Consider the following 6,162-nt stretch of genomic DNA (forward strand, 5'->3'; position numbering starts at 1 on the left):
ATGCGGACCTCGCTGCCGGAAACGGTGATGGCCGACAGCATCGGTTCGGTCGACCTGATAAGGCTGGAGACCGAGACATCGCCTTCATTGGCGGCGCGCACGACCAGCGTGCCACCGCCGAGATAACGGGTGCCGGCGGATTTCAGCGCCGCAGTCGCGTCCTTCACCGTCGAGAAAGTCTGCAGTGCAAGCGCCATGGAACGCTCCTTTGGCTCAGCTTTGGCCCGCGAAATGATTTTTCAAAGCGTTGAAGCCGCCCTGGAAGACGTTGGCGCCCATGCCCTCGGCCAATTTGTCCGCCTCTTCCGGAGCAGCGTCGAAGCTGGCGCTCCATTCGGCATAGGTGCGGTCGCCGTCGGTCACCCGCCGCAACTGCAGCGTTGCCTTGTGGTTGGTGAGCGGCTGCGGCGTCTCCAGGATGGAGTAGCTGACGAGGAAGTTCTCGTCGGAGAAGTCGAGCAGCTTTTCGCGGATGCGGGCGCCGCTGGCGAGCTCGAAATTGCGCACGCAGCCGATCGTGCCGGCGTCCTTTCCATCTTCGATATGGCTTTCGACCATGCGCGGATGCCAACTTGGCAGGCCGTTGAAGTCGCGTATGCGCGCCCAGACTTTGTCGACCGGTGCGTCGATGACGCTGGAGATGGTGACTTTCGCCATATGATCATTCCCTTGCGAACATGTATGTCGCGAGGATAGGGCGGCGAGCCCGGTGGCGCTTATCAATGCGTCTTGAACACCTATCAAATAGTCTGAAAATGGTTCAGGAAATGGCCCGCGCCGCCTCGCGATAGAGTGTCGGCGGAACGCCGACATGGTCGCGGAAGAAGCGGGAGAAATTGCCCTGCGTGGTGAAACCTAGATTGCAGGCGACAGAGATCAGCGGCTCCTGCGACCACTGCAACTGCCGCACCGCTTCCTCCATGCGCAACGTGTTCCAGTAGACGTTGGGCGTCAGATTGGTCTGTTCCTTGAACAGCGCGAAGAAATGTGGCCGCGACAGGCCGACGCTGCGCGCAACGTCGTCGAAGCAGATACGCTCGCAGACATTGGCCTTCATCAGCTGGATCGCCTTGCGGACGCGGAAGTCCTGCATGGTATGGACGCGGGCGCGCGTTACCGGCGGGGCCGAAGCGTCGGCGGCGTCGAGCACGCTGTCGATAAAACGCTCGATCTCGTAATTGGCGATGTCGTCGATGCTCTCATTGTCGCTGAGATGGTCGAGAAGGTTGGCCGCCGCCTTGTGCAGCCATGGCTCCAGCACGATCGCCGGCGTCGAGAACAGCGGCGCAGCGGACGGCAGATCGCGGCGCCGGCGCGCCCAGTCCGGATCGATGTAAAAGGCGAGGAACAGGCCGGGTCGGCCGTCGCGGGACAAAGCGTGGCTGTGCGGCTGGAAGGAATTGATGCCGGCGGCGGTGCCCGGTCCAAGCCGCACCGTCTCGCGGCCGATGGTCATCTCGCCGGCCGTGCCTTCCAGCCAGATGATGATATGCGCCTCGACATGGGCATGGGTGACGAAGTCACTGGCGACGTTCAGGACAGAAACATGTCCGAACCGGCCCCAGTAGAGCCTGATCGCTTCCGTCATGGGTATATCCTCCCGCAGGCGACTGGCCTCCCTTCGCCTGCAATGGGGATAGTGCGGCGCGCTTCGTGTCCGCGTCAAGGCACATGCGCACGCCCGGTGCCTGCGATAAGCTATAGCTGCGGATTTTCAGACTGAGCGATAGAAGAATGTGAATGTTTCCAGGCCGGTATGGCTACACCGAAGCGGTCAGGCCGCCGTCGACATAAAGCGTATGGCCATTGACGAAGGACGATGCATCCGACGCCAGAAAGACAGCGGCGCCGATCAGTTCATCGACATTGCCCCAGCGCCCGGCCGGCGTGCGCTTCTCCAGCCAGGCGGAAAATTCCGGGTTGTCGACCAGCGCCTGGTTCATCTCGGTGCGGAAATAACCGGGCGCGATGGCGTTGATCTGCAGGCCGTGTTTCGCCCAATCGGCGCACATGCCCCTGGTCAGGTTCCTGATCGCGCCCTTGGTCGCCGTGTAGGGGGCGATGCCCGTTCTGGCGAGCTCGCTTTGCACCGAACCGATGTTGATAATCTTGCCTTTGCCGCGCGGGATCATATGCCGGGCCACCGCCTTGCCGGCGTGGAAGGCGCCCGAGACATTGGTCTTGAACAGGCGCTCCCACTGCTCCTCGGGAAAATCCTCGAGCGGCGCGCGGAACTGCACGCCGGCATTGTTGACGAGGATGTCGATGGCGCCGATCTCGGCCTCGATCCGGCCAACGTCTTCATCGACCGCATGAAAATCGGTCACGTCGAAGATCGAGGCATGCGCCTTGAAGCCGGCGTCGCCCAGCCTTGCCACCGCACCAGCGACCTTGCCCGGATCGCGGCCGTTCAGCACCACGCTCGCGCCATGCTTGGCGAGGCCCTGCGCCAGGGCAAAGCCGATTCCCTGGCCGGAACCGGTGATCAGAACCAGCCGCCCGTCGAGGCTGAACAGGGATTTCACCATCAGACTGTCTTTTGTTTGACCATGATCTTATCCGAGCCGATGGTCAGCGCCGCAAAAACCGGCCTTTGCTTTCGCTGGCGCGGACCTTCGGTTCGGGATCATGGTCCTATTCGTTGCGCCTGAAATTGCGTAGCCGGTCGAACAGGACCGCCATCAAAATAGCGCCGCCAATGAAGGTACCTTGCCAGAACGCATTGATGCCGAGCAGGCCGAGACTGTTGCGGATCACCTCGATCAGCGCTGCGCCGACGACGGCGCCAAAGGCCGTGCCCATGCCGCCCGCCAAATTGGCGCCGCCGATGACGGTGGCGGCGATGACCTGAAGCTCCATGCCGTTGCCGAGATTGGTGGTGACGGCGCCCAGCCAGCCGGTCTGGATGATGCCAGCAACGCCCGCTGCCAGCGCCGAGATCATGTAGACCGCGACCTTGATCTGGCGCACCGGAACACCGGTCAGCGTCGCTGCATGCTCGTTGCCGCCGATGGCGAAGATGTGCCGGCCGAATTTTGTCCAGCGCAGGACGAAGCCGGTGATCAGCGCCAGCATGATGGTGTAGAGCACCGGATTGGCGATACCGAACACCCAGGCGCCGCCGCCCAACGCCAGAAGCTTGTCGTGATCCGGTCCGAACTGGAAGACCACGGTGTTGTTGGAAGCGACCATGGCGAGACTGCGCGCGATCGACAGCATGCCGAGCGTCACCACGAACGGCGGAAAGCCGAGATACGCGATCAGAACCCCGTTGAAGGCGCCGATGATTAGCGCCGTCGCGATCGAAGCGGCGATGCCCACCTCGATGCCGTAGCCGGCATGCATGGTGACGGCCAGCACCATCGAACACAGGCAAAGCACCGAGCCGACCGACAGGTCGATGCCGCCGGTGATGATGACGAATGTCATCCCGAGCGCCACAATGGCGACGAAGGTGACGTTGCGGGTAATGTTGTAGAGGTTCTTGGTTGTGGCGAAGGAATCCGTCGCCACTGACAGGAATAGACAGGCGAGGATGACCGCGATCACCACCCAGAAGGTCTGGCTGGCAAACACCCTGGACAGCAAAGTGTGCTGTTTCTGCGCGATCGTCTGGTCAAGAGTTACTGCCATCGTCGACCTTTATCTGCTTCCGTGATGAAACCCGCCGACATCAAACCTGTTCGATGGCGCCGGTGATGAGCCCGGTGACTTCCTCGGGCGAACTCGATGCGATCGTCTTGTCGGCGACCTTGCGGCCGCGCCGCATGACGATGACGCGGTCGGCAACGTCGAAGACGTCTGGCATGCGGTGACTGATCAGCACGACCGCAATGCCCTGGTCGCGCAGATGGCGGATCAGGTTCAGCACTTCGGCGACCTGCCGGACCGAGATCGCCGCCGTCGGCTCGTCCATCAGCACGATCTTGGCTTGCGAAAGCATGGTGCGGGCGATCGCCACCGCCTGGCGCTGGCCACCCGACATCTGTTTGACCAAATCGCGCGGGCGGGTTTCGGATTTCAGTTCGGCAAAGATCTGGCCGGCGCGCTTGTACATCGCTGCGTAGTCGAGGATGCGAAATGGCCCGACGCCGCGGCGCAGCTCTCGGCCGAGATAGACGTTGGCGGCGGCCGTCAGATTGTTGCAGAGCGCCAGGTCCTGGTGGACGATCTCGATGCCGTGCTGGCGCGCCTCCACCGGCTTGTGCAGGATCAGCTCCTTGCCGTCCATCTGCATCGTGCCATGGCTCGGGGGGAAATTGCCGGCGATCATCTTGACCAGCGTCGACTTGCCGGCGCCGTTGTCGCCCATCAGGCCGACCACCTGTCCGGCTTCGATCGAGAGCGAAACGTCGTTGACAGCCTGGATGGCGCCGAAATGTTTCGAGATGTTGGCGAGTTCGAGAACCGACACCAGACTGCTTCCTCCCCGTGCTTTGCGGCCTGCGGTTCTGCCGCGGCCCTCGCTCTTTCCCAGCCCCTCCCGGAAACAGCGCTTTCGCCCATTTACCCACATGCCCCCTTGGCGTCAACAGTGGCTTCTTTCGAAAAATCCGTTTTGTAGGACAAATAGCAATTGACGTTCGTCGCAAGCCGATATTAGCTAAGCGCCGGAGGAGATTATGCCGATCTCCTGTTCCGGCTCGCCGGGCGGAGTAGGCGGAGGTTTATCGGTCGAGGATCTGGCAGCGTCCGTATCGCGCTGGTCTGTGACCGCATCTGGAAATGCTTATCGGCCCGGCTTGACGACACGAGCGCTCGCGAAACGAACCTCTGTCATCGTGCATCCGGGCTGGTCTGTGTGGCGGGCACGCCGTGCCCGTCTTTTTCAAGGGAGGACTGACATGAGGAAATCACTATTGCTCGCTGCCGTCGCCGTCATGGCGTTGGGCGCCGGGCCGGCTTTGGCCAAGAAACAGCTCGTCATCGTGGTGAAGGGGCTCGACAATCCGTTCTTCGAGGCCATCCACCAGGGTTGCGAGAAATGGAACTCGGAAAACGCCAGCTCGGAATATGAGTGCTTCTACACCGGTCCGGCGTCGACCTCGGACGAGGCCGGCGAAGCCCAGATCGTCCAGGACATGCTGAGCAAGCCGGACACAGTGGCGATGGCCATTTCGCCGTCCAACGCGCCGCTGATCGCGCAGACGATCAAAAGCGCCAATCCGTCGATCCCGATCATGACGCTCGACGCCGACCTCAGCAAGGAAGATGCGGCGCTGCGCAAGACCTATCTCGGCACCGACAACTACCTGATGGGCTACAAGATCGGCGAGTACATCAAGAAGGGCAAGCCGGAGGGTGGCAAGATCTGCACCATTGAGGGCAATCCCGCGGCCGACAACATCCTGCGCCGCGCCCAGGGCATGCGCGACGCGCTTTCAGGCCAGAAGGATCTCCCGGCGCTCGCCGGCGAGGGCGGCTGGACCGAGGTTGCCGGCTGCCCGGTGTTCACCAATGACGATGGCGCCAAGGGCGTGCAGGCGATGACCGATATCCTCGCCGCCAATCCCGATCTCGACGCCTTCGGCATCATGGGCGGCTGGCCGCTGTTCGGCGCGCCGCAGCCCTATCGCGACCTGTTCAAGCCGATGGCCGACAAGATCGCCAGCAACGAGTTCGTCATCGGCGCGGCCGATACGATCGGTGACGAGGTGGCCATTGCAAAGGAGGGTCTGGTGACCGCACTGGTCGGCCAGCGGCCTTTCGAGATGGGCTACAAGGCACCCTCGGTGATGATCGACCTGATCGAAGGCAAGCCCGTCGCCGATCCGGTCTTCACCGGTCTCGACGAGTGCACCAAGGACACGGTCGACACCTGCATCCAGAAGTAGGTTCGCAGTTTTCGGGGCGTCCGATCGTCGGGCGCCCCGTCACACCGGTTCATGAAACGTACGAGGTGACATTGCTGGGGGCGATACGCTCCTGCTTTGCCGCGCCTTGAGTTCAGCCTGTGCCGGGGAACATGGATGTCGGACACAAGATCGAAAAAGCGACTTACCACGGTCAAGGCACGGGCCACGGTCAAGGCACGGGCCAAGGTCAAGGCACAGGCCGCCCGTCCGTCCGGCGCTCGCCGTGCCGACGCGGCGCTGATCCCCGGATCGAGCGTGCATGCGTCGCTGGCCAATGAGATCGGCCTCAGGATCGTGCGCGGCGACT

General features: G+C 62.5%; 6 protein-coding genes and 2 pseudogenes. 2 read left to right on the plus strand and 6 right to left on the minus strand.

Annotated features, from left to right (window positions below; all coding sequences use genetic code 11):
* The 6 genes and pseudogenes from E5W87_RS33230 to E5W87_RS33255 form a co-directional block, all read right to left on the minus strand.
* Nucleotides 1-197, minus strand: a pseudogene (locus E5W87_RS33230) (xanthine dehydrogenase family protein subunit M); the annotation flags it as partial.
* A 16-nt stretch (nucleotides 198-213) separates the two neighbouring features.
* Nucleotides 214-657: an SRPBCC family protein gene (locus tag E5W87_RS33235; RefSeq protein ID WP_292407520.1), complete on the minus strand. Its 444-nt coding sequence runs from the start codon at nucleotides 655-657 to the stop codon at nucleotides 214-216.
* A 103-nt stretch (nucleotides 658-760) separates the two neighbouring features.
* Complete coding sequence (locus tag E5W87_RS33240; protein ID WP_128244354.1) at nucleotides 761-1,588, minus strand: AraC family transcriptional regulator; 828 nt, start codon at nucleotides 1,586-1,588, stop codon at nucleotides 761-763.
* A gap of 172 nt (nucleotides 1,589-1,760) precedes the next feature.
* Entirely contained in the window at nucleotides 1,761-2,528 is a 768-nt protein-coding gene (locus E5W87_RS33245) for an SDR family oxidoreductase (RefSeq protein WP_292407523.1), read from the minus strand.
* Nucleotides 2,529-2,634: 106 nt separating this feature from the next.
* Nucleotides 2,635-3,633, minus strand: a complete 999-nt coding sequence (locus E5W87_RS33250; protein WP_292407526.1) for an ABC transporter permease — start codon at nucleotides 3,631-3,633, stop codon at nucleotides 2,635-2,637.
* Nucleotides 3,634-3,673: 40 nt separating this feature from the next.
* Nucleotides 3,674-4,414 (minus strand): ATP-binding cassette domain-containing protein, encoded by a 741-nt coding sequence (locus E5W87_RS33255; RefSeq protein ID WP_292407529.1) that lies wholly within the window; start codon nucleotides 4,412-4,414, stop codon nucleotides 3,674-3,676.
* A 430-nt stretch (nucleotides 4,415-4,844) separates the two neighbouring features.
* Between E5W87_RS33255 and E5W87_RS33260 the strand changes: the two genes are divergently transcribed.
* Both E5W87_RS33260 and E5W87_RS33265 read left to right on the plus strand, forming a co-directional pair.
* Nucleotides 4,845-5,834 (plus strand): sugar-binding protein, encoded by a 990-nt coding sequence (locus E5W87_RS33260; RefSeq protein WP_292407533.1) that lies wholly within the window; start codon nucleotides 4,845-4,847, stop codon nucleotides 5,832-5,834.
* A 135-nt stretch (nucleotides 5,835-5,969) separates the two neighbouring features.
* Nucleotides 5,970-6,162: pseudogene (locus E5W87_RS33265) on the plus strand (hypothetical protein); the annotation flags it as partial.

Origin of the sequence: Mesorhizobium sp., assembly GCF_004962925.1 — a bacterium.
Classification (GTDB): domain Bacteria; phylum Pseudomonadota; class Alphaproteobacteria; order Rhizobiales; family Rhizobiaceae; genus Mesorhizobium.

Bases quoted from the DNA above. Each gene is read 5' to 3' on its own strand.
- E5W87_RS33250 (WP_292407526.1), bottom strand. From the start codon at position 3,633: ATGGCAGTAACTCTTGACCAGACGATCGCGCAGAAACAGCACACTTTG.
- E5W87_RS33240 (WP_128244354.1), bottom strand. From the start codon at position 1,588: ATGACGGAAGCGATCAGGCTCTACTGGGGCCGGTTCGGACATGTTTCT.
- E5W87_RS33260 (WP_292407533.1), top strand. From the start codon at position 4,845: ATGAGGAAATCACTATTGCTCGCTGCCGTCGCCGTCATGGCGTTGGGC.
- E5W87_RS33235 (WP_292407520.1), bottom strand. From the start codon at position 657: ATGGCGAAAGTCACCATCTCCAGCGTCATCGACGCACCGGTCGACAAA.
- E5W87_RS33245 (WP_292407523.1), bottom strand. From the start codon at position 2,528: ATGGTGAAATCCCTGTTCAGCCTCGACGGGCGGCTGGTTCTGATCACC.